The sequence below is a fragment of the Paenibacillus baekrokdamisoli genome, from assembly GCF_003945345.1.
Taxonomy (GTDB): domain Bacteria; phylum Bacillota; class Bacilli; order Paenibacillales; family Paenibacillaceae; genus Paenibacillus_Z; species Paenibacillus_Z baekrokdamisoli.
This window is the reverse complement of sequence record NZ_AP019308.1, coordinates 2,827,234-2,849,102: the sequence shown is the minus strand read 5'-3', so window position 1 is coordinate 2,849,102 and position 21,869 is coordinate 2,827,234. Positions and strand designations below refer to the sequence as shown.

Sequence of the window (21,869 nt, the reverse complement as noted above, 5' to 3'; positions counted from 1 at the left end):
GTGGGGAAACAAACGATGCGCATTTTGCATACAGCGGATTGGCACTTTGGACGGTCGCTCGAGGGGCGGAGTCGCCTGCAGGAGCAGGAGGCTTTTGTCGATGAGCTAGCGGCAATTGTGAAGGATGAGGCAATTGATCTAGTGCTGCTTGCAGGTGATATTTATGATTCCGTTAATCCGCCAGCGGCTGCGGAGCAGCTGTTTTATGAAGCTCTTTCGCGGTTATCGGATGGGGGCAAGCGGACGGTAGCCGTCATTGCAGGGAACCACGATCATCCTGAGCGTGTATCAGCCTCGGCACCCCTTGCTTCTCTTAGCAACATAAGACTTATTGGTATGCCAACTGATGAGCCTATGATAGTCGATGTTGCTCGAACAGGAGAGCGAGCGATCATTGCGGGCCTACCCTATCCATCGGAGTCGCGATTGCGAGAATTGTTGAGTGAGGCAACCGATGAGACTGTGCTTCGAAGCGCTTATTCCGAGCGAGTGGGGCGTTTAATGGCCAAGCTTGGCGAATCATTCCGAGCGGATACGGTAAATTTGGCGATGAGTCATATTTATGTTTTAGGTGGTTTGGAGACGGATTCAGAGCGGCCTATCCAAATTGGCGGTGCGTATACGGTTGATCCCTCGGCGCTGCGAGTTGGCGCCCAGTATGTGGCTCTTGGTCATTTGCATCGGCCGCAGCGGGTGGACGGTGACGAACGCATGCGCTACAGCGGATCTCCTCTTGCCTATAGTTTTTCTGAGGCAGGACAAGCGAAATCGGTTGTGGTTATGGATGCGAAGCCAGGGAGCTTGATTGAGCCTCGTGAAGTGCTGCTTAGCAGCGGCAGGCCTTTAGTTCGATGGGTGGCAAAAGGCGGGCTAACGGAGGTTCATAGCTGGCTGGAGGAAGGGCGCGATGCCCGTGCTTGGATCGATCTAGATGTATGGATGACGGAGTCTATGACGCTGCAGCATATTCAGCAGCTGCGGCGTCAGCATGAAGGACTTGTACATATCCGCCCTGTTTATCCAGAGACTGCAGCATCTGCTGAAGTGGATACTCGTTCGCGTGAACAGCTTCCAGCTGAAGAGCTTTTTCGTCGCTTCTTCTCCCGTCAAACAGGTGGAGCAGAGCCGGATGTGGATACTGTACAGTTGTTTTTGGAGCTTATCGCTGAGGATGATGAGCGTACAGCGGTCAATGATTCGGATGAGCGGGTTGACCAGCTGGAAGGAGGCGAAGGCTAATGAAACCGATTTTGCTTCGGCTAAGCGGACTTCAGAGCTATCGTGAAGCGCAGGAGGTCGATTTTGAGCGGCTTTGTGAAGCGGGTGTGTTTGGAATATTCGGCGCGACCGGAAGCGGAAAGTCGAGCATTCTGGATGCTGTTACGCTTGCTCTGTACGGCAAGGTAGAACGGGCAGCCAATGGTACACAAGGCATTATGAATCAAGCAGAGAAGCAGCTCGCGGTAGCCTTTACATTTGAGCTGGTCGGTGCGGGAGAGAAGCGTCGTTACCGTGTAGAGCGTCAGTTCAAGCGCAGCGGAGATATCACAATAAACAATTCAATCAGTCGATTCATTGAGATTACGGATGCCGGCGATGTTGTCCTCGCCGATAAGCTAGTCGAGGTGACGCGCTGCGTTGAAGAGCGAATCGGTCTTACGATGCAGGATTTCACCCGTGCCGTTGTGCTTCCGCAGGGGAAATTCGCGGAATTCCTTTCGCTTACGGGTAAAGATCGCCGCTCGATGCTGCAGCGGTTGTTTCGTTTGGAGCGGTTTGGGGATGGGCTGGCGCTGAAGCTAAGCCAGCGTATGAAGGCGGCGGAAGCCGCTTTGAATGAGGCGGCAGCCGAGCAGCTTGGGCTCGGCGACGCTTCCGCCGCCGCGGTAGATGCAGCGGCGGAACGACACCGCGAAGCGGCAGCCGCCGCAGCGTCAGCGCGAACTGCGCTGGCTGAGGCGGAGCAGCAGCACGCGGAGCGGCTGCATGTGCGCGAGCGGCTGGAAGCGCTCCGTGCGAAGGAAGCGCTGCAGGAAGCGCAGCAAGCGGAGGCGCCGCGCATTGCGGCGCTGGCGCGCGAACTGCAGCGCCTCGCGGCGGCGGAGCGGCTTATGCCCGCGCTCGCCGCTGCCGGCACGGCCGAAGCGGCGCTGCGAGCTGCCGCTTCGCGCCGCGAGGCCGCCGGGCTGGCGCATGCCGCCCGGCTAGAGGCGGCCACGGCCGCCGCCGCCGCGTGGACGGCGGCAGCCGCCGAAGCCGCGGCGTCCGAGCCGCGCCTAGCGCTGCGGCTCGACCAGCTCGCGCAAGCGCAGCGGCTTGAAGGCGAAGCCGCCGCGCTTGCCGCGAGCACCGCTAGCGGCGAGCATCGCTATGCGGATGCTGCCGCCAGGCAGCGCAGCTACGGTGAGCTAGCCGCCGCCGCGCAGGACAAGCTCGGCAGAGCCGCTGCCAAGCAGAGCGAGCTCAAGGCCGAGCTCAAAACCATAGAGCTTACCGCTGCTGATAGGGAGCAGCGCAGCGCGCTCTCCCGTCGTCTGCAGCAGTATGACGGACTCCGGTCACAGCTGGAAGCCTCGCAGCGTGAAGCAGCCGCTTTGAATGAGCAACATAGGCTTCTCAACAGCAAGGCTGCAATCGCCACGACCAAGCGAAGTGAAGCTTGGTATCGTCTGATTGAGCATTCCCATGGGCTCACGCCATCATTAAACGAGCTTCAGCAGCTCGAAAACAATCTGCAGCATGCAAGCGAGCATCTACCAGCATGGATAACAGGTGTTCGGAAGGAGCAGCGTGAATATCAACGTTTACAGCTAGCCGCGATGCTTGCAGAAGGACTGAAGGATGGGGAGTCCTGTCCGGTTTGCGGCTCCTGTGAACATCCCCTTTTGCATGGAAATAGGGCAACAGCAGCGATTGAAAGCGAAGAGGAAGATAGAATAGTATCGTGGGAGCGGGCGCTGCAGCAAACGCAAAGCTTGCTTCTTCGAGTCACACCGTTACGTTCCAAAGCAGCATCCGCTCTTGAGCGACTTCAAGAACTCATTATTTCGGAGGCACCACTAGACCGTTTAGCAAAAGATAATAACTTGCCAACAGCTGCAGAAGCAGATGTAAGAGCAAGCTGGTTAAGCACTCAAAGTGAAGCGGCAGCAGCCTCGGAGCAAGGCAACCAACAGAAAGAGTTTATAACTCTGCCTATCTCACAGGCTCAATCTGAATCTCAGTCTCAATCTCAATCTGAATCTCAGTCTCAATCTCAATCTCAATCTGAATCTCAATCTCAATCTCAATCTCAATCTCAATCTCAATCTCAATCTCTGCTTCTGTCCCAATCACATTCAGATGCCGAGATATTCCAATTATCTCGCCTTTCTCAGCTGCCTCCGGTCTTCGATCCCATTCTTGCAGATTCCATATTGAAGATCATCGAAGAAAGTCTATCGGAAGCGGATCATAGATGCTCCAAGCAGGATCGCTTTTTTGCAGCAAAAGAGGTTGAATGGAGTACCAGCCGCAACCAGTACAGTGAGGAAGTACGCCAATTTGAGCTTATTTCCAATGAGGAACGTTCCCTCTTGTCGATGCTAAACAGTGCCCAAACTAGAAATACGGAAGCTTCAGAAGCTATGAATCAGGAGCTGTCACAATGGAGAGAGAAATTTGGCGCAGATGTGAAGCCAGAACGGGCTCAGGAGCTATTAACCGATATGGAGCGAAGAGACCATGCTTCCGATGAGCTTCGCAACCGTCTGGAACGCAGCGTTAGCTTCATAGAAGAGACCGCAGTATTAGTTAAAGAGAATGAGAAACTAGCACAATCCGCTCAGCTTGAAGTGTTAGAGCTTTCCCTGAATTTGGAAGGGTATAAGAAGCAGCTTGCTGAGAAGCAAGCACAACTGCTCCAGTGGACCAAAGGACTACCGGCAGCTGAATTATTGGAAGCGGCTGAGCTGGAGCTTACTGTACTGCGTAAGAAATTCAAACATTGCAAAGAAGCTCATGAAGCCTCACAAGCAGCACTGAATGAAGCAGGCGAGCAGCGAAGTGCTGCGCTCGAAGCGGAGCGAACAGCTGATGCAAGACATAACGAAACACAGTTAGTCTGGAAGTCTGCGCTAGCAGAATCGCCATTTCAATCCGATGAGGAAGTCTCTGGTTTGCAGCTGCTGCTCACTCAGCAAGCAAGTATGACAGAAGAGATTACTCGCTTCCGTGAAACGGAACAGCAGCTAGCTGCACAGATCGAACTGCTAAGGGATCAATTGCAAGGGCGAAGCTTAACTAATGAAGAGTGGGAACAATGTGTCGCTATACTGAACCTAGCACGTACGACCAATGAATCTGCACTACAAACGGCGGCTAAGGCAGAGCGCGATCTTGATGAGCTCAAGACCAAACAAAACCGATGGAATACACTTGAAACGAAACGTATCCAGATGGAGCAGCTCACAGGGCGATTAAAGTCGCTGCAAACGATTTTCAGAGGAAATGCATTCGTCGAATACGTGGCGGAGGAGCAGCTTGTACAAGTATGCCGAGCTGCCTCAGAGAGGCTAAGCTTCTTGACCAAACGCCGTTATGCGCTGGAAGTGGATTCCAGCGGAGGTTTTGTTATTCGAGATGATGCGAATGGTGGCATTAGGCGGCCAGTGTCGACGCTGTCCGGCGGCGAAACGTTTTTGGCCTCTCTTGCGCTCGCCCTTGCGCTATCTGGACAAATCCAGCTGAGGGGTAAATATCCGCTGCAGTTCTTTTTTCTAGACGAGGGTTTTGGGACGCTAGATCCTGAGCTTCTAGATACTGTCATTACAGCGCTTGAGAAGCTGCATAATGATACCCTTGCCGTAGGCGTTATCAGCCACGTACCCGAGCTGAGGGCAAGATTGCCGCGTCGATTAATCGTGACGGCTTCGGAGCCTTCTGGACGAGGCAGCTTGGTTGAACTGGAGACGATGTAAATCCGTAAGGATTGCTGAGAGGGATTGTCTTAATTCCTTCACATATCGAACCATTGGGTGCTTGCATTCACACACGTAAAAAGATAATCTATGGAATAGATTATTTCACAACAAGAAGCTGCAAGGCTCACACTTATCTCTTTTTTGGATCATGCGAGGGAAGAAACAGCAGTTCCGTCAAGAACAGTGTCAACCGATTTTTCTTCTTCTTACTACTACTAGAAAAAGCAGCTCTAATTCGAGACTGCTTATCATTTGGAGGTTCATCCGTGGAGGAGCCAAAGCAGAAACGTCCCATTTTTACCCCAATCGTACTTCTATTGCTTACATTTAGCGTGACCGCTAATCTGTTCCTGTTCACAAGGTCTATTCAATCTAATCAAAACGAGCTTGCAGATCGGGGATTTGCAGTTATGGACACGGCGAAGCAAACCAAGCTTCATGTCAGTCAAGTTCTGACTAACGTCCAAGCTCTGTTAGATACCGATGATATCGGGAAGCGTCTTGCTGCGAAGAGTGCGCTTATAGCCGCCTTCAATGAGAAACGTGATTTGGTTCGGATCATAGATGAAGCAGCGATTACCAATGAGAAGCCATTACTTGCTTCCCCTAAACGTAATGCAGCTGAATTTCTCGAGCAAGTAGACCAATCCTTACAAGCAATTGGCAATCATGAAGGGTCACTGACCGATGCAGAACGAGCGTATCTCAAGCAGGTGTTCGAGGTTTATACCAAGCTGCAGGCTGCTGTTGATTCATTAAATTACAAAACTATATCCAGAACGACTGCGCTTACGGTATTGCTCGACGATAAGTGGGTCATTGCTAGCAAAAAAATGCTGGAAATCATGAATGAACCTGATAATGTGACGTACAAACCATAGGTCTAACTTCGTTAAGCATGTGACAACTCGAACAGCCCGTATACCTAGAAAAAGGTTACGGGCTGTTCGGCATTTCTTGCTCTTGCTCTTGCTCTTGCTCTTGCTCTTGCTCTTGCTCTTGCTCTTGCTCTTGCTCTTGCTCTTGCTCTTGCTCTTGCTCTTGCTCTTGCTCTTGCTCTTGCTCTTGCTCTTGCTCTTGCTCTTGCTCTTGCTCTTGCTCTTGCTCTTGCTCTCAATCTCAATCTCAATCCTCTAACCATTCATCGACTAAGTATGGTTTAATTCACGTACAGCTCCGTCCATATACCCAACAATCACTTTGGCAGCCATACCGATAAAGAGCCCATTCTCCACGACGCCTGGAATCATATTTAGCTCTCGAGTCAATTTCCCAGCATCCGCTATGCTGCCGGTATGGCAATCGACGATATAATGCTCGTTATCCGTTACAAATGGTTTATTGCCGGATTGTCTTACTGTTAATGGACATTCAAGCAGAGCTGCAAGCTTTTTCATGGTCATCTCTATTCCAAAAGGGACTACCTCTATCGGGAGTGGAAACGCTCCCAATTGGGAAACGACTTTGCTTTCATCTACAATGATTATCAGCTCACGACTAGCAGATGCAACAATTTTCTCCCGTAATAAAGCACCGCCGCCGCCTTTAATTACATTCAAGTCTGAATCTACTTCGTCCGCTCCATCGATAGTGAGATCAATTTCATTCACCTCTTGGAAGGATACAATAGGAATTTCTAGTTCACGAGCTAATGCTTCAGACTGCTCAGATGTCGCAATCGCTTGGATCGTTAGCCCTGCCTGGACCCGAGCTCCGATTGCATGAATGGCAAAGTGAGCCGTTGAACCCGTTCCTAAGCCTACAATCATACCGCTCTTGATAAACTGAACCGCATGTTCAGCTGCCAGCTTTTTGCTGTTCATTTCCTATTACCACCCTATGCCTGCCTATTCTCTGTAGGAGAGTACGGGCTGTTTATGTTTTCGAAGATCTGCAGTGAGCAGCGATGCCGCATGACGTCCGCTCGAGAAGGCTCTTTCGGCGAGTTCACCTTTACCCTCACAACCGTCACCACAGAAGTAAAATGGAACGCTTTCTATTCGGTTAGGTAATAAACGGTTGCCTGCTATATTCTTCACGCTTTGGACCATTGCTTTCTTAGAAACTCGTTTGACAGCGATAGCATCACGCCAACCTGGGTAGTGGCGATCGAATAAATCCTCCATTTGCGTGGTGCGTTCGTTTAGATAAGCTTTACGATCTTCATTCCCGTCGATCGGCTCATCACTCAAATAAGCGATACCCTGCAGTAATTGTCCACCTTCAGGGATCAGTGTATAGTCGGTCGCTGACACATCGGAAATAAACATTTTGTGATTCATATCGCTTATATAACTGAAAGGGCGAGCTACAACACGACTCAGGCCAATGTCATAAACCATGACTTCGGTTGCTGTATTATGTTCATAAGGCTCGAGGAAAGGCTCCCATGGTGTTTCGCGGAGCAGCTTTACGACCTGCTGAACCGGCATGGCGAAGATCACGCGATCAAACGATTCTTCCCGTGCTTTCGTTTTTAATAGGTATTTTCCCTGTTCATAACGAATTCCATCCACGCCCTCTTGCATAGCAAGGGACCATCTCTCCGTAAGTGCTATCTTGTCACGAAGCTGATTAGTGATGACAGCCCAACTGCCCAGCACGTAGTTAACCGGTCGCTGCGACAGGAATAAGTTATGATAATAATCACTAATTACAGCGCCCGGGACCAAACGCGCATCCTCAGGCGTTATAAAAAAATTGCTGCAAACAAGATGCTCCCAAAGTTCCTTAACATCCTCATCGGCACCCGATTCGGATAGGTAGTCGCCAAGCGTATTGTAATGCTTAATCTGATGAATATTCGCAATCATTGCAGTTATCTCGCCTACGAAACGGACTTTTTGCCTAACTGTTAAAATATCCGTTTTCATCAGGTTTACAAAATCGAGTGGAGCGGGTGTCAGCTGTTCTCCTTTTTCATACATAACCTTGCGTTTATCGACCTGCTTGCTGCTAAATGTAAGCTGAAGCTCATTTTCCATATTCGTTAAGATATGACGGTCTAAACCATAGATAGCATGAGCGCCATAATTCAAGGTAAAGCCTGCTTTCTCATAAGTGAAGGCTCGGCCGCCTAACTGTGGGCTTCGCTCGAATAGAACACCTTGCACGTCGGTCTCTTTTGATAAATAAGCAGCCGCTGTAAGTCCTGCAAGCCCGCCTCCAATTATAGCAACTTTCATCGAATTTCCTCCTTCATACAAAAGAAGCGTTACTGTCGCTTCGCTATGTATTTAATCAGTTCTCATTAACAGCTTTATCGTTATTAGTAAACTACATTGAGATCTTAATCCACATGTCCGGAAACTATTTATTCGTGTTGTTATGGTGTCAAAAGTTTGGTTCGCACTCATTATACGCCGAAAAAAAAGGTCAATCCATCTCAATTTAGACGGATATCCTGATCAAATCAGCATTGATTATGATTATCATTTACGTAATTGTGCGCCTATTTTTTGATTCTATAGGAGCCATCTGCCTACGGGCGAATATCATGAGAGTAGAGTACGTTAGAAGCTAGTTCTGCAAGCATGAAGCCATCTAAACCAAGTATCACAAAACTCAGAGTATGCTTCCGAAGTGAGTTTTGCTTGCAGAGAAGTATTTATGTAAGTATCACAAAACTCAGCGTATGCTTCCGAAGTGAGTTTTGCTCCCAAAGAAGTATTTATGTAAGTATCACAAAACTTTTAGGAGGGTCCATTAAATATGGAAAAGACGTCAAATTCTCCGATTAAGAAATCTACATCGGTAAAACCAATTGCTACAGAACCGGTTACAAAGGCTCCTACATCAGTAATGCCAAATGTTTCAACACCGGTTACAAAGGCTCCTACATCAGTAATGCCAAATGTTTCAGCACCGAATACAAAGGCTCCTACATCAGTAATGCCTAATATTTCAGCACCGAATACAAAGGCTCTTACATCAGTAATGCCTAATATTTCAGTACCGAATACAAAGGCTCCTACCTCAGTAATGCCTAATATTTCAGCACCGAATACAAAGGCCCCCACATCAGTAATGCCAAATGTTTCAGCACCAGTTGCACAGGCACCTGCATGGGTAATGCCTGTGGCCTATCCCGCTGTTAAACAGATGGAGCATCACGAGAAAAAGAATTGGTGCAAAGAACACATGCATCGTTATGTTCTCGTAAAGACACATGACGGTTATTGTGTCGATGGATTTGTGGAGCATATCGATGACGAAATGGTTTGTATCGCTGTTCCGTATTGTGAGGCACAATGGGATCGCGGGTGTCCATGTCCGTATCCGCCAATTTATCCTTACCCGTATTATCCAAGAAGACGTTTTGTTCGTCAGGCATTTCCGCTTGCCGGGCTTTTGGCCATATCTTTGTTACCTTTTTATTAAGTTCAGCATCCATAAGAACGCCAAAGAAGTCGGTTCCGATCAGGGCCGGCTATTAAGATTGGACGAGCCTAGTTTTTTTCGTTATTATGAATAAAAGTAAACAGTAGTGAGCTTCTGGCTCTATTTTGGGCCACGCAAAATCTTAGCCTATGCTTCCGAAGTGAGTTTTTGCTTAAAGCCCCGGATTATTACCGGTGTTGTGGGCAAAGCCACGCAAAATCTTAGCCTATGCTTCCGAAGTGAGTTTTTGCTTAAAGCCCTGGATTATTACCGGTGTTGTGGGCAAAGCCACGCAAAATCTTTTAGGAGGGCTTCAGAATGGATTGTCTTTTCTGTAAAATAATTGAGGGTGCCATTCCTTCAAAGAAAGTATTTGAGAATGAACGCATCGTAGCTTTTCATGATATTGCTCCAGCGGCTCCTGTACATATCTTGATTATCCCGAAGAAACATATAGCAACCATGAATGATGTGACAGAAGAGGATGATGCTTTAATGGCAGAGTTGTTTACGGTCGCTCGTCAAATTGCCAAGGAGCAGGGAATAGCAGACACGGGCTATCGTCTGGTTAATAATTGTAATGACGAGGGCGGGCAAGTGGTGTATCATTTACATATCCACCTTCTTGGTGGTCATAAAATGAAAGCTTTAGCAGACTGATTTTGGATGTAAGAATAAAGCTTGTCTATTCAAGTTGACACTGCCTTTCTTTATATCATATAATTAAATTTGATGAACCGTGTTAACTTTTCTTGGACGGTCTGATTCGGAGGGAGGGAAAACTGGTGTCTGAAACAAAAGTTCGCAAAAACGAGACAATCGATGCTGCACTCCGCCGCTTCAAACGTACCATCGCAAAAGATGGCGTATTGGCCGAGGTAAAGAAGCGTAAGCATTATGAGAAGCCTAGTGTCAAGCGTAAGTTGAAGTCCGAGGCTGCGCGTAAGAGAAAGTTTTAGGAGGATCCTTCCACAATGAACCTTAGCGAACGATTGAACGATGATATGAAGCAAGCAATGAGGAGTCAAGAGAAATTTAAGCTCACCACAATTCGTATGGTGCGAGCATCCATTCAGAATTTGGAGATTGACTTAAAACGATCGCTAGAAGACTCTGAAGTGATTGATATTCTAAGTCGTGAGATCAAACAGCGTAAAGATTCCCTCCAAGAATTTGAAAAAGCCGGCCGCGACGATCTTGCGAAAGATGTCGCAGCAGAAATTGAAATTATTAGTGTATACCTGCCTCAGCAGCTGACCGAAGAAGAGATCAAAGTCATTGTTCAGCAGACCATCCAGGAGACCGGTGCTTCTTCGAAAGCCGAGATGGGGAAAGTCATGAGCGCACTTTTGCCGAAGGTAAAAGGGCGTGCTGATGGTAAACTAGTAAACACATTTGTGCAGCAATTTCTGCAATAACATAGGCAATCCGCCAAACACTCCCTGTTGCAGGGAGTGTTTTTTCGATTTTCACACCATTGACGCCCACAGAAGACCTATTGACACCTCCGCGTTGGGTCCCTCACAATAGGGGCTAACTAAACGAAACGAGGCCTTAAGTATAATGCTGCGTAATTGGATTAATATTTTGCTTCTTGCTATTCCTTCTCTCATTTCCTTCGCTACCCAGACAATGACGGGTACAGTCAGTCTGATTATGGTAGGACAACTGGGCTTTCTAATTATTGCAATAGTGGGCGTTTCCAACATAATTATGTATAACGCTTTCGCGATATTTTCTGGAATTGGCCATACACTCAATTACTTAGTTGCTCAGAACTTTGGTGCAGGCGATATGCGCAAAGGCATCCAAAGAACTTATTTGGCCATGTACATGTGTATCGTTTTTGCTGTTCTGATTGCGATAGTTGGCTTTGTGGGAGCAGATGACATTCTAAGGTGGACAGGTGGATCAGATGAACTTGTGCATCAAGGAAGCCTCTATTTGGAGATACGCTTCTATGCGATGTCGTTCGGTATTTTGAATTTTGCTTTTCATGGGTTTTTACGTGGAATCGGAGCTACAAGAATGTCGATGGTCCTCTCTATTATGACCAACGTTATTATGATTTATTTGACTTATACGCTAACGTTCGGTGAATGGGGCATGCCGCATCTTGGACTTGCTGGGACTGGTCTTGCTGTCTTTATAGGAGAAGCGTTCCAACTTTTAATATGTGCGTATACCTTCTTTTTTGTACTTAACAAAAAATTCCATACTCGAGATCGTGCCGCTATGGTTTTTCAGTGGGCAGAGATGAAATTAGTCGCATTGGAAAGTGGAAAGCTTGGCGCTCAGGAGTTCTCGCTTAGCTTGTCGATGTATATTTTCACCGCGTTCGTTGCTCGTCTTGGTGATCATGCACTGGCAGCCAATGAGGTTGCGCTTAATGTCATGTCTTTTGGTTTTATGCCTGCCTTTGCTTTTGGCGCGACTGCGACGATTCTAGTGGGTCAAAATGTAGGGAAGGGTACGCCGCTCATTGGACGAAGGGCAGGAACGGATACAGCCATATTGGGAACTATTTTCCTCATTATTCTGGGTACGGTGGAATTAATATTTGCGGAACAGATTGCTCATTTCTATACGAGTGACCCAGAGGTCTACAAGCTTGCGGCATATCTCATTACCGTATCTGCTTATTTACAAATTTTCGATGGACTGCTCAATTTCTTTGCGGGTGGACTTCGTGGATTGGGTGATACGACCTTCCTACTGCGTATTTCTTTTATTGCCAGTTGGTTTGTCTTTGTACCACTTGCATACGTATTTATCTTCGTCTTCCACTGGGGAAGTATGGGGGCGTGGATATCTCTTTATTCCTTCTTAATGGTAATGGGCATCTCGATTATGGTGCGTTTCTATCGAACAGATTGGACCGCAGTAAGGCTGAAGGAAGCCTCACATAGCTAAGCCTATCGCTTTGAAACCTTCCTTCATTTGTAACGTATAATCGAATATAATGTGGGCAGTGCGCTTCGTTTTCTCGAAAGAAACGGAGCGCTCTTGCTTATAATCAGCGTTTCACTCCGTGTAACACAGAACATGCTTACAGACTAGTTGAAGGCTGTGAGACCGTGTGAATGCTTGCGGAGTTATTTTCTTGCGAATAGGAAATGAATGTTTAAGTAGTGAGTTTTCTATGAAAACGTTGAGGAGGGGCCAGGTTGGGAAAAGGAACTAAGTGGATGATACGAAGATTACTTCCGATTATCTTCCTTCTTTTGTATGTGTTATCTATTGTTCCGGCTGCTTTTGCTGCTGAGGCTAGCAGCCAATCAGAATCGGTAGGATCCACTGTTTATGTGATTCGCGCAGAGCAAACAATCGAATCAGGTTTGCAGAAGTTTCTAGAACGTTCTTACGCAGATGCGGAGGAGGCTCGTGCCCAGCATATTGTGCTGATCATCAACACACTTGGTGGTAGAGTGGACAGTGCTGAAGAGATCGGACATCTTATTCGTACGAGCAAAATTCCAACGGTTGCTTTTGTTCAAGGGAAAGCAGTATCAGCGGGTACTTACATCGCTTTGAACGCAAAGCAGCTTGTAATGGAGCCTGGAAGCACGATTGGTGCTGCAGCCGTTGTAGACGGTTCAGGGACTTTGGTTACCAATCCCAAAGTCGTCTCTTATTGGACAGAGGAAATGAAAGAAGCAGCTAAGCTGAATGGCCGTGATCCTAATATTGCGGCAGCTATGGTGAATCCAAATATCACCCTTGATCTGAAGGAGCTTGGACGTACGAAAGAAAAGGGAGATATTCTGTCCTTATCAGCCAGTGATGCGCTGAAGGTGGGTTACGCCGATTTTACAGCAACCTCCATTACGGAGGTGATCGATCATCTGTCTCTATCGCAGCCCAATATCGTTGAGGTGAATGCAAGCATAATAGAACGTATCGCTCAGTTCCTGACCCTTCCTGCGATTATGACTTTACTGCTTGTTATTGGTATTGCAGGCGTTGCAATTGAGTTAATTGTTCCTGGTTTTGGTGCACCGGGCATTATTGGGATTGTTGCTTTTGCGCTTTATTTCTTCGGGCACTATATCATTGGATTTGCGGGCATGGAGGACGTCATCCTATTTGTACTTGGTATTCTGCTGCTTGTGTCAGAGCTGTTCATTTCCAGCTTCGGCATACTCGGTATTCTTGGTGCAATCTCCTTAATTATGGGGGTTATTATGGCTGCTGCGAATCCCAAAGAGGCTGTTCTGTCGCTTGCGCTAGCCCTTGCAATTGCGGCAGTCATCGTGTTTATTATTGCAAAGAGATTCCAGAGTCGAGGAATATGGAACAAATTCATTCTTCGTGATCAATTAACGACGGAGCAAGGCTATGTTTCAACGGCTAATAAATCCACCTATCTTGGAAAACGAGGGCTAACGCTGACGCCTCTTAGGCCAGCAGGCACGGCTCAAATTGACAAAGATCGGGTAGATGTAGTCACAGCTGGACAATTTATTCCCGTTGATTCAGAGATTGTTGTTGTGAAAGTTGAAGGTACTCGTGTTGTTGTGCAACAATGGAATTCAGAAACCAAATAATGGAGGGTTATTCATGAATGTAGATCCGGTCATATCAATTGTAATTATTGTCATATTGGCTATTATTGCACTATCTGTTTTTCTAAGCTTTTTTCCCATCATGCTGTGGATCTCCGCGGTTGCTTCCGGTGTTAGGGTTGGTATTATTACGCTTGTAGCGATGAGACTGCGCCGTGTTGTACCGAGTCGGATTGTTAATCCGCTTATCAAAGCATCCAAGGCAGGCTTAGGCTTGACGATTAACCAGCTGGAAAGCCATTTTCTAGCAGGCGGTAATGTCGATCGTGTCGTTAATGCGTTAATTGCTGCACAGCGTGCAAACATCGATCTTGAGTTCGAACGTGCTGCTGCGATTGACCTTGCAGGTCGTGATGTACTTCAAGCGGTTCAAATGAGTGTTAATCCACGAGTTATTGAAACGCCTATCGTAGCTGCTGTGGCTAAGAATGGTATCGAAGTAAAGGTAAAAGCCCGTGTTACGGTTAGAGCCAACATAGAGCGACTTGTCGGTGGTGCTGGTGAAGAAACGATTATTGCCCGTGTAGGGGAAGGTATTGTAACGACTGTTGGTTCTTCCAACTCACATAAAGACGTATTGGAAAATCCGGATATGATCTCCCGTACTGTGCTTGGCAAAGGTCTTGATGCAGGTACAGCGTTTGAGATTCTTTCCATCGATATTGCGGATGTGGATGTAGGCAAGAACATCGGGGCGCATTTGCAAACCGAGCAAGCTGAAGCGGACAAAAGAATTGCGCAGGCTAAAGCGGAAGAACGTCGTGCTATGGCCGTAGCCCATGAGCAAGAGATGAAAGCCCGCGTTGTTGAGATGCGCGCACTCGTAGTGGAATCTGAGTCTCAAGTTCCTCTAGCTATGGCAGAAGCCCTCAAGAAAGGCAATATTGGCATACAGGACTACATGAACTTCAAAAACATCGAAGCCGATACACAGATGCGTAATTCAATCGGTAAACCAGATGGAACGAATCCAGATAAAGAAGAGCGTTAAAAGAGCAGGTTTGGAGAATTTGATCTACTTTGGTGCGAAGCGCCAAAGCAAGTAGGTTTGTGTATTGGATTTACTTTGGTGCAAAGCACCAAAGCAAGAAGGTTTGTGTATTGGATCTACTTTGGTGCGAAGCACCAAGGCGAGGTTGGTCTTGAGCATTGGATCGACTTTGATGCGAAGCGTCAAAGCAAGGAAGGTTTAAGTATTGGTTCGACTTTGGTGCGGAGCCAGCGAGGAAGGTTTTGAGCATTTGAGTGACTTTGGTTCGAAGCACCAAGGCACGATAGATCTTAAGCATTGGATCGACTTTGATGCGAAGCGTCAAAGCAAGGTAAGTTTTGAGCATTTAAGCGACTTTGGTGCGAAGCACCAAGTCAAGGTTGGTTATTTAAATTGCAACGGAGGTTTTGAGCATTTGAGCGACTTTGGTGCGAAGCACCACGAGAGCACAAATGCCAAAACCGGAGTACGGGGGGGCATATACACCATGAACGAATTGTTCAAGCTGCTGTTCAGCAACATCTTTATAGTGATTGCCATAATTGGCTTCATTATTTCGGTTATTAGAAAAGCCCAAAAAGGATCATCTACTACCCAGATGCCAAGCTTCGGAGGCAGGCCGACTCCAAATGCCAGCTCATCGCCTCAGTACCCTGCTGAGCAGCGATCAGAGGAGCGGCCTATAGAACGACCTGTGATGACCTACAGCTCGGCTCAGACAAACATGGAGTCCTCCAGCAGCCGTTCGGAATATGTTGAACCGGAATATTTGAAGGAACTCAATGCAAAAAAAGCTCTTGCAGAGCGCGAACAGAAACAGCATACAGCGCATTCGGCTTCAAATACCCAAGAGAGACGCTCTGAATCATTCCGTATGGCACAAGGTAACGAGCTGCGCAGAGCAGTGATTCTAGCCGAGGTACTTGGTCCACCGCGTGCGAAGCAGCCCTTTCGCAGATCGTAGCAAGAAGATTTAAACGATTTCAATACATTTGACATCCTGTCATTATGGCAGGATGTTTTTTTTATGCTTTTATAGGCATCCAGGGCGGTCATTCCTCATATTTCCGGCTTCACTCGCATAGTTTGGTACAGTACGGAAAGGGGGCTTCTGCCTGCATGCGCCGCATAAACCGCAAGCTGCGTAAAATGGCTGCTGATCTGCTTGATTTGCCGCCTGACGTCGTAATGGATTTGCCTAGATTGACGATGATTGGAGATCGTCAGTTGTATATTGAGAACCATCGCGGCGTGCTCCATTTCTCGAGTGATCGGCTTCGGCTTGCCCTGAGTAAAGGGGAGCTTGAAGTAACGGGAGACGGATTGGTTATTCGGACCATCTGGACAGAAGAAGTATTCATAGAAGGTCAAATTAAACATATTGAAGTACTTGAATAGCTAGAAACAAATTGTTCATGCTTAGGGGGCAGCAGCAATGAATGCGACTTGGATGCAGTGGGTGCGCGGTATTGTGACGATTCGTGTAAGAGGGCAAGCATTGGAGAAGCTCGTAAATCGAGCACTTGCGGAGGGGCTGCAGCTATGGTCCATACGCAGGACAAGCGATGGCGAACTCATTTGTGAAGTGACGGTAGGCGATTTCTTTCGTCTTCGTCCGATTTTAAAAGAGACAAGCTGTCGTTTGCATGTGGTTTCACGAAAAGGGATGCCATTTTGGCTGGTAAAGCTTGAGAAACGTCTTTTTTTTGGAGCAGGGCTCGTCCTTTTCTTCGTGGGGATGTATCTGTTGTCCTCTCTTATTTGGTCCATTGATATTAAAGGGAATGATCGTTTGTCTGAGGAGCAAATCTTAACAGTGGCCAAGCAGGAAGGGTTATATCCTTTTCAATGGTCCTTTCGACTTGCGGATACGGATGTGCTTTCCAAGAGGCTAGCTCAGAAGCTTCCTGGGGCTGCGTGGGTCGGTGTGGAGAAGCGGGGAACGAAGATCACCATTCAGGTGGTTGAGACGACGATTCCCGAGGTGAAGCCTTTATTAAGTCCAAGACACTTGGTTGCTTCCACCGATGCGGTTATTACACAGATTATGGCGGATGCTGGAAGGCCTGTAGTGACTCGCAACATGCGTGTGAAGAAGGGAGATATCCTAATTTCGGGTATACTTGGAGATGAGGGACATACCCGTAATGTGGTAGCTAAAGGCTCGGTTAAAGGAATCGTATGGCATGAGTACGATATTGTCTCCCCGCTGCAGCGTCAAGTGAAGGGCTATACAGGTGAAAAGGTCATTCGTTGGTATGTGGTTATCGGAGGCAGAGCACTGAAGGTGAGTGGTTTCGGAGATCCGCCTTTTACCTCATATGAGACACATCGGCATTTGGAGCAGGCGAGCTGGCGGACGAGGACGCTCCCATTTGGACGATTGAAGGAAACAGTTATGGAAACGCGAATAAATAACCAAGTTGTCACGGTAGATGAAGCAAAAGCCGCAGGTTTACTGCAAGCTCGGGCCGATATTTTGGCGAAATTTGGTCCAGGTGCCGAGGTGCGCGCGGAAAACATTTTGCATGAAAAGACGGACAATGGTAAAGTTTATATGAAAGTGCTTTTTGAGGTAGAACAGTCTATCACGATGGAGAGACCGTTAGTTCAAATGCAAGGGGATTGAGTATTTTTGCAGAATGAGACGAAGGTTGTAAAAATCCCGCTTGCCAATGCAGCGGAAGGGCTAGCACTATTCGGGCCGCAAGATAAATACTTGCGACTTGTCCAGCAGCAGACAGAAGCCGATATCATGTCCCGAGAAGCGGAAATTTCCATTTCTGGGCCAAGCTCTGAAGTCGATTCAATTGAACAGCTTTTCACTGTATTGCAGCAGTTGGTACGAGGCGGCTATTCACCGTCAGAGCGTGATATTATGTATGCGCTGGAGCTTGCAAAGACACTTCAAGCCGATCAATTGCTAGATTTATTCAAAGCAGTACTTACGACAACTTTTAGAGGCAAGCCTATTCATGTCAAGACAATTGGTCAACGACACTATGTGAAGACCATCAGAAAAATGGATATCGTATTCGGTATCGGCCCAGCTGGAACGGGAAAAACATACTTGGCTGTGGTTCTTGCTGTTGCAGCATTGAAAGAGGGCCTAGTTAAGAAAATTATGCTCACTCGTCCTGCAGTTGAAGCAGGCGAAAATCTCGGATTTCTACCAGGTGATCTGCAGGAGAAGGTAGACCCGTATCTCCGACCGCTCTATGATGCCCTGCATGATGTTATGGGACCCGATCAAACCCTTAAGGCTTTTGAGCGCGGACTTATTGAGATTGCACCACTGGCTTATATGAGGGGGCGTACACTCGACGATTCGTTCATTATTTTGGATGAAGCGCAGAATACGACACCAGAGCAAATGAAAATGTTCTTAACCCGGCTTGGCTTTGGCTCGAAGATGGTTATAACGGGTGATGTTACCCAAATCGATTTGCCACGCGGCAAACGATCCGGACTAATTGAAGCACAGCGTATCCTGCGGGATATTCCGGAAATCGGATTTATCACATTTACCGAACAAGACGTAGTCCGTCACTCGCTCGTTCAAAAAATCATCGTCGCCTATAACATAGATGCCGAGAATCAAGGCTACAAATAGGTGCAGACTTGAGCTCCAACCGTCTATCCAATTTGCAGCCAAAGAACAGCTTGTGAAGAGTGAGTCCTCGAAGTGGACGAAAGCGTACCTATCGCAATAGTACGGTCGAAGACGGCCCAGGCGGCAGGCACGGAACATTCAGGGTCCAAGGATAGGATGTCTTTGGAGCCACCTTTGAACAAGGGGGCTTTAAGGGCATGTGCTCTCCTTGGACAATGGTATGCAAGGGGGTCTAACCACCTTAGGAGGATACAACTCATGGTGAATCAGCAGACCAATTCTGATGGACAGCCGTCTTTCGGATTGAGTGGATGGAAGCACAGCACAGCCGTACGTTGGGTGCTGTTGCTTCTGTTTGTATTGCTTTTTTATTGCAGCCTAGCCCCTCATTTGCTGCCCAAAACATATGATATTGCGCTAGGCAAGGCTAGTGAGCGTAATATTGAAGCGCCGACACAGATTAAAGATGAGAAAGCGACCCTGCAGGCTCAAGAAGAAGCAGCAGATCGAGTAGAGCCGATTTATTCGATTGTTGCACTCCGTGGAGATGCGTTATTGGAGCAAATATTTACCCGAATGGAGCAGCTTAATCAGGACGATCAGGTAACGACAGAAAACAAGGTAACTATCTATCGTACCGAAATCCCTCAGCTGTATATGGATTATGTCGATCATTTTGTCAGCAACAGTAAGGGTAATGAAACCTATAACGATACGCTGCTTACAGAGATGTCTGATACCGTCAAAAAACAGGCTTACCGGATTCCTGAAGAAACTTATTATAAGCTGCCTCAGTTATCGGCTATACAAATTGAGGAAATGCGGCAGGTTGGCTTGAATATTGTGCGCAAGCTGATGAGTGATTCGCTGCGTGAGGCGGATACAGCGCGAACAAAGGTGGCGGAGCTAGTTAACGCTAGTTCACTTAGTGAGCGCAAAACGCGTGAGATTGTGCAGGAGCTTGCGAGATTCGCAATTATGCCTAATAAGTTCTCGGATAAGGAAGCGACGAATGAAGCACGCGTTGCTGCCAAAGAAAATACGCCTCAGGTGATCATTAAGCAGGGAGATATCATCGTCAAGAAGGGCCAGATCGTCTCTAAGGAGCTCTATGAGCGAGTATCTTCATTGGGACTGCTGCAGAATAAGAAGTCTTATTGGCCGCAGCTGGGGCTTCTGCTATTGTCGCTTTTATTCCTGCTTGTCATTTATAATTATCTTGAGAAAGCAGCTATGCATGAGGGTGCCAACACACGATATAATAATTCGCAGTTGGCGATGCTGTTTCTCATTTATTTGATCAATATTCTAACGATGGATATTGTTGAACTAACGCAGAGCGTCGGAATGCCTTACGTAGGTTATTTAGCTCCTACTGCTATGGGAGCTATGCTTATCGTATTGCTGCTGGATGTACAGCTTGCGGTCGTGAGCACATTCCTGTTTGCTATTACAGGAAGTATTATTTTCAACGTGGATTCAAATCGTATCTTTGATTTCAATTATGGATTTCTGACATCGGTGGTTTCATTCGCAGCTATATTCGCTATCCATCGAGCAAGTCAGCGATCGACGATTCTGAAAGCGGGCATTATGGTTAGTCTCTTTGGCATGATCTCGGTATTAGCGATCATGCTGCTTGGGGATCTGCCTGGAAAGACGGAGATCATCATGACCCTTGCCTTTGCTTTTGCCGGAGGACTATTGACTGCCATTTTGGTTATTGGGCTCATGCCGTTTTTTGAAGTTACGTTTAATATTCTCTCTGCACTTAAGCTCGTTGAACTCTCTAGCCCGAACCATCCGCTGCTGCGCAAGCTATTGACGGAGACGCCTGGGACTTATCATCATAGCGTGATGGTAGGTAATTTATCGGAGGCTGCGGCTGAAGCTATCGGTGCCAATGGTTTATTGTGCCGAGTAGGATCCTTTTATCACGATATCGGGAAGACGAAGCGTCCAAGTTATTTTATCGAGAATCAAACGAATATCGAGAATCCCCATGACTCAATCGATCCGAAGCTGAGTAAATCCATTATTATTGCTCATGCAAGAGATGGTGTGGAAATGCTTCGAAATCATAAGCTTCCGAAGCCGATTCGTGACATTGCCGAGCAGCATCACGGTACGACCTTCTTGAAATTCTTTTTTCATAAAGCTTGGAAGCAGGCTGAAGAAGCGGGGATTGAGCCAGACTTCACGGAGGATGATTTCCGTTATCCTGGTCCGAAGGCACAATCGAAGGAAGCGGCGATTGTTGGCATTGCCGATTGTGTTGAAGCTGCAGTGAGAAGCTTGCGAAGCCCGACAATGGAACAGATCGACTCGATGATTCACAAAATCATTAAAGGCCGATTAGATGATGATCAATTCAATGAGTGTGATCTTACGCTGCGAGAATTAGAAAAAATCGCACAAACGCTAAAAGAAACAGTTATTGGTATTTTTCATTCCCGGATCGAATATCCCGAAGATGTTAAACAAAAGGAGCGGCTGGCATGAGCTTGCGATTAGAGTGGAGCAACGAACAAAATAAAGTGGATATCCCGGAAGCTTTCTTCGGTCGGTTGGAGCAATTGTTACAGCTAGCGGCGGAAGCAGAAGGACTGACGGATGGCGAAGTGATGCTATCGTTTGTGGATGATGACGAAATTCATCAGCTTAACCGGGATTACCGAAACATAGACCGGCCAACGGATGTACTTTCTTTTGCGATGCAGGAAGAAAGCGATGAAGAGCTCGAAATCATCTATGAGGTTGAGAACGAGGATGATGTACTTCCTTTCGAGGGAATACTAGGCGATATCATTATTTCAACCGAGCGTGCCAAACTGCAAAGTGAAGAATATGGCCATTCTTTAGAGAGAGAAATCGGCTTTTTGTTTGTTCACGGTTTCTTACATCTCATTGGATACGATCACCAGGATGAAGCAGCTGAAGCCATTATGACGGAGAAGCAGGAAGCCGTATTGAGGCAAGCCGGCTTGAATAGATAATGCGTAAGTTCGTTCAAAGCATGGGGTTAGCTTGGTCAGGCATCAGCCTGGCCTTGCGTACAGAAGCTCATATGCGAATTCATCTGACAGCTGCACTTATCGTGACAACGACGGGTCTGCTGCTGGGGCTGAATCGTTACGAATGGACAGCTCTTGTGATTACGATGGCGCTCGTCATTGGGGCAGAGTTGTTAAATACAGCGATTGAGAACGTTGTTGATCTCGTAAGTCCAGAGAGGCATCCGCTAGCCAAGGCAGCTAAAGATACAGCTGCCGGAGGCGTGTTAGTTACTGCAATGGCAGCTGTTATTGTTGGATTACTGGTGTTTGGGCCTCATTTGGTAGCTATTTTCCGCTGATTTA

21 protein-coding genes are annotated in these 21,869 nt (G+C 47.3%); 17 read left to right on the top strand and 4 right to left on the bottom strand.

Annotated elements, in window-relative coordinates:
- Window positions 1-15: 15 nt before the first annotated feature.
- The 3 genes from EKN16_RS12960 (at window position 16) to EKN16_RS12950 (ending at window position 5,842) form a co-directional block, all read left to right on the top strand.
- Window positions 16-1,239: an exonuclease SbcCD subunit D gene (locus EKN16_RS12960; protein ID WP_125657575.1), complete on the top strand. Its 1,224-nt coding sequence runs from the start codon at window positions 16-18 to the stop codon at window positions 1,237-1,239.
- Window positions 1,239-4,958 (top strand): AAA family ATPase, encoded by a 3,720-nt coding sequence (locus tag EKN16_RS12955; protein WP_125657572.1) that lies wholly within the window; start codon window positions 1,239-1,241, stop codon window positions 4,956-4,958. The genes EKN16_RS12960 and EKN16_RS12955 overlap by 1 nt, the downstream gene beginning before the upstream one ends.
- Window positions 4,959-5,227: 269 nt before the next feature.
- Entirely contained in the window at window positions 5,228-5,842 is a 615-nt protein-coding gene (locus EKN16_RS12950) for a hypothetical protein (protein ID WP_125657569.1), read from the top strand.
- Between the two features lie 44 nt (window positions 5,843-5,886).
- On the opposite strand, the gene EKN16_RS32230 is transcribed toward EKN16_RS12950, so the two are convergent.
- From EKN16_RS32230 to EKN16_RS12930, 4 genes are all read right to left on the bottom strand, one after another.
- Window positions 5,887-6,090 carry a hypothetical protein gene (locus EKN16_RS32230; protein ID WP_232016388.1) on the bottom strand — a complete coding sequence of 68 codons (204 nt, stop codon included), beginning with the start codon at window positions 6,088-6,090 and terminating at the stop codon, window positions 5,887-5,889.
- Window positions 6,091-6,109: 19 nt separating this feature from the next.
- Window positions 6,110-6,784, bottom strand: coding sequence for a ribose-5-phosphate isomerase RpiA (rpiA, locus tag EKN16_RS12940; RefSeq protein ID WP_125657563.1), 675 nt, complete (start codon window positions 6,782-6,784; stop codon window positions 6,110-6,112).
- Between the two features lie 24 nt (window positions 6,785-6,808).
- Complete coding sequence (locus tag EKN16_RS12935; protein ID WP_125657560.1) at window positions 6,809-8,146, bottom strand: phytoene desaturase family protein; 1,338 nt, start codon at window positions 8,144-8,146, stop codon at window positions 6,809-6,811.
- Window positions 8,147-8,653: 507 nt separating this feature from the next.
- Complete coding sequence (locus EKN16_RS12930) at window positions 8,654-8,980, bottom strand: hypothetical protein (RefSeq protein ID WP_125657557.1); 327 nt, start codon at window positions 8,978-8,980, stop codon at window positions 8,654-8,656.
- A 7-nt stretch (window positions 8,981-8,987) separates the two neighbouring features.
- Here EKN16_RS12930 and EKN16_RS32985 point away from each other — a divergent pair, with 7 nt between their 5' ends.
- From EKN16_RS32985 to EKN16_RS12860, 14 genes are all read left to right on the top strand, one after another.
- Entirely contained in the window at window positions 8,988-9,341 is a 354-nt protein-coding gene (locus EKN16_RS32985) for a hypothetical protein (protein ID WP_232016387.1), read from the top strand.
- 318 nt (window positions 9,342-9,659) lie between these two features.
- The gene (locus EKN16_RS12920) at window positions 9,660-10,001 is read left to right on the top strand and encodes a histidine triad nucleotide-binding protein (RefSeq protein ID WP_125657554.1); all 342 of its coding nucleotides are present in this window, start codon (window positions 9,660-9,662) and stop codon (window positions 9,999-10,001) included.
- A gap of 125 nt (window positions 10,002-10,126) precedes the next feature.
- Window positions 10,127-10,300: a 30S ribosomal protein S21 gene (rpsU, locus tag EKN16_RS12915; protein ID WP_090573672.1), complete on the top strand. Its 174-nt coding sequence runs from the start codon at window positions 10,127-10,129 to the stop codon at window positions 10,298-10,300.
- 15 nt (window positions 10,301-10,315) lie between these two features.
- The gene (locus tag EKN16_RS12910; RefSeq protein WP_125657551.1) at window positions 10,316-10,759 is read left to right on the top strand and encodes a GatB/YqeY domain-containing protein; all 444 of its coding nucleotides are present in this window, start codon (window positions 10,316-10,318) and stop codon (window positions 10,757-10,759) included.
- 145 nt (window positions 10,760-10,904) lie between these two features.
- Window positions 10,905-12,254 (top strand): MATE family efflux transporter, encoded by a 1,350-nt coding sequence (locus tag EKN16_RS12905; protein WP_125657549.1) that lies wholly within the window; start codon window positions 10,905-10,907, stop codon window positions 12,252-12,254.
- A 254-nt stretch (window positions 12,255-12,508) separates the two neighbouring features.
- On the top strand, window positions 12,509-13,888 hold the full coding sequence (locus EKN16_RS12900; protein WP_232016386.1) for an NfeD family protein: 1,380 nt from the start codon (window positions 12,509-12,511) through the stop codon (window positions 13,886-13,888).
- Window positions 13,889-13,901: 13 nt separating this feature from the next.
- Complete coding sequence (floA, locus tag EKN16_RS12895; protein ID WP_125657546.1) at window positions 13,902-14,897, top strand: flotillin-like protein FloA; 996 nt, start codon at window positions 13,902-13,904, stop codon at window positions 14,895-14,897.
- 205 nt (window positions 14,898-15,102) lie between these two features.
- Window positions 15,103-15,861 carry a YqfB family membrane protein gene (locus EKN16_RS12890; protein WP_125657543.1) on the top strand — a complete coding sequence of 253 codons (759 nt, stop codon included), beginning with the start codon at window positions 15,103-15,105 and terminating at the stop codon, window positions 15,859-15,861.
- A 155-nt stretch (window positions 15,862-16,016) separates the two neighbouring features.
- Complete coding sequence (yqfC, locus tag EKN16_RS12885; protein WP_125657540.1) at window positions 16,017-16,295, top strand: sporulation protein YqfC; 279 nt, start codon at window positions 16,017-16,019, stop codon at window positions 16,293-16,295.
- A 37-nt stretch (window positions 16,296-16,332) separates the two neighbouring features.
- Entirely contained in the window at window positions 16,333-17,526 is a 1,194-nt protein-coding gene (gene yqfD, locus EKN16_RS12880) for a sporulation protein YqfD (protein ID WP_125657537.1), read from the top strand.
- Window positions 17,527-17,532: 6 nt separating this feature from the next.
- A complete protein-coding gene (locus tag EKN16_RS12875; RefSeq protein WP_125657534.1) occupies window positions 17,533-18,510 on the top strand; it encodes a PhoH family protein in 978 nt (325 codons plus the stop codon).
- A 258-nt stretch (window positions 18,511-18,768) separates the two neighbouring features.
- Complete coding sequence (locus EKN16_RS12870) at window positions 18,769-21,012, top strand: HD family phosphohydrolase (protein WP_125657531.1); 2,244 nt, start codon at window positions 18,769-18,771, stop codon at window positions 21,010-21,012.
- Window positions 21,009-21,506 carry an rRNA maturation RNase YbeY gene (ybeY, locus tag EKN16_RS12865; RefSeq protein ID WP_125657528.1) on the top strand — a complete coding sequence of 166 codons (498 nt, stop codon included), beginning with the start codon at window positions 21,009-21,011 and terminating at the stop codon, window positions 21,504-21,506. Before EKN16_RS12870 ends, ybeY begins: the two co-directional genes overlap by 4 nt.
- The gene (locus EKN16_RS12860; RefSeq protein WP_125657525.1) at window positions 21,506-21,865 is read left to right on the top strand and encodes a diacylglycerol kinase family protein; all 360 of its coding nucleotides are present in this window, start codon (window positions 21,506-21,508) and stop codon (window positions 21,863-21,865) included. The genes ybeY and EKN16_RS12860 overlap by 1 nt, the downstream gene beginning before the upstream one ends.
- Window positions 21,866-21,869: the final 4 nt, after the last annotated feature.

Coding starts and splice junctions, on each gene's coding strand:
- EKN16_RS12960 (WP_125657575.1), top strand. CDS start 16: ATGCGCATTTTGCATACAGCGGATTGGCACTTTGGACGGTCGCTCGAG.
- EKN16_RS12955 (WP_125657572.1), top strand. CDS start 1,239: ATGAAACCGATTTTGCTTCGGCTAAGCGGACTTCAGAGCTATCGTGAA.
- rpiA (WP_125657563.1), bottom strand. CDS start 6,784: ATGAACAGCAAAAAGCTGGCAGCTGAACATGCGGTTCAGTTTATCAAG.
- EKN16_RS12935 (WP_125657560.1), bottom strand. CDS start 8,146: ATGAAAGTTGCTATAATTGGAGGCGGGCTTGCAGGACTTACAGCGGCT.
- EKN16_RS32985 (WP_232016387.1), top strand. CDS start 8,988: ATGCCAAATGTTTCAGCACCAGTTGCACAGGCACCTGCATGGGTAATG.
- EKN16_RS12920 (WP_125657554.1), top strand. CDS start 9,660: ATGGATTGTCTTTTCTGTAAAATAATTGAGGGTGCCATTCCTTCAAAG.
- EKN16_RS12910 (WP_125657551.1), top strand. CDS start 10,316: ATGAACCTTAGCGAACGATTGAACGATGATATGAAGCAAGCAATGAGG.
- EKN16_RS12905 (WP_125657549.1), top strand. CDS start 10,905: ATGCTGCGTAATTGGATTAATATTTTGCTTCTTGCTATTCCTTCTCTC.
- floA (WP_125657546.1), top strand. CDS start 13,902: ATGAATGTAGATCCGGTCATATCAATTGTAATTATTGTCATATTGGCT.
- yqfC (WP_125657540.1), top strand. CDS start 16,017: ATGCGCCGCATAAACCGCAAGCTGCGTAAAATGGCTGCTGATCTGCTT.
- yqfD (WP_125657537.1), top strand. CDS start 16,333: ATGAATGCGACTTGGATGCAGTGGGTGCGCGGTATTGTGACGATTCGT.
- EKN16_RS12870 (WP_125657531.1), top strand. CDS start 18,769: ATGGTGAATCAGCAGACCAATTCTGATGGACAGCCGTCTTTCGGATTG.
- ybeY (WP_125657528.1), top strand. CDS start 21,009: ATGAGCTTGCGATTAGAGTGGAGCAACGAACAAAATAAAGTGGATATC.
- EKN16_RS12860 (WP_125657525.1), top strand. CDS start 21,506: ATGCGTAAGTTCGTTCAAAGCATGGGGTTAGCTTGGTCAGGCATCAGC.